The organism is Bacteroides propionicigenes, from assembly GCF_018390535.1.
GTDB classification, from domain to species: Bacteria; Bacteroidota; Bacteroidia; order Bacteroidales; family Bacteroidaceae; genus Bacteroides; species Bacteroides propionicigenes.
In genome coordinates this window covers 1-836 of the sequence record NZ_JAHBBW010000036.1, presented here as the reverse complement: position 1 = coordinate 836, position 836 = coordinate 1, and the positions used below count along the sequence as shown (strand labels likewise).

At 48.0% G+C, this 836-nt stretch carries 1 protein-coding gene; it reads left to right on the top strand.

Translation table 11 applies throughout. From position 1 onward, the window contains the following. Positions 1-14 precede the first annotated feature (14 nt). A partial coding sequence (locus KG118_RS17560) for a DUF3575 domain-containing protein (protein ID WP_394369748.1) occupies positions 15-836 on the top strand: 822 nt, incomplete at its 3' end.

Below are 836 nucleotides of genomic sequence, written 5' to 3'. Positions count from 1 at the left end.
TACCGCAACACCGCATACGCACCTCCGCACAGGCAGAGAGCTGGGAAGCCCTGCGTGAAGCCATAGGCAACGACACGCTACTACCCTGCCGGGACGAGATATTGCAGATACTCGAACTGAACGCCACCGAATCCCGGAAAGAAGCCCTCTTGAAAAAACTGAATGCGGGGATTCCCTACGGGTACTTGAGACGGCAAGTATTGCCGCAAGTGCGGAACGCGTCCATATGTACCGTATATATGGGTGCAGAGGGAAAAGATACTCTGCCTATAAGCACAGAGAGAAGAGATACCCTGTATATGAACGCAGAGGGAAGAGATTCTTCGCATACGCTCAGAATGACAGGGAAAGACAAAGCGGAAGCAACCGGAACAAGCGGAGCGGATAATACAGGTGTTACAGACACTTGTCATTCAGAGCGAAGCGAAGAATCCCCTCTCACAGGTATTACAGACAATACAGGCATTACAAATAATACCAATGCTACAAATAATACCAATATCACAGACATTCGTCATTCAGAGCGAAGCGAAGAATCTCCTCTCACAGGTATTACAAACAATACAGGCATTATAGGCATTACAAATAATGCCAATGCTACAAATAATACCAATATCACAGACATTCGTCATTCAGAGCGAAGCGAAGAATCTCCTCTCACAGGTATTACAAACAATGCACGTATTGCAGACAATGCACGTATTACAAACAATACAGGCATTGCAACCCACACCCGCCCCCTCTTCGCCCTAAAAACCAACCTCCTCTTCGATGCCGCCCTCATGCCCAACATCGAACTGGAACTCCCCATAGGAAAACGCTGGTCCCTCAACGCC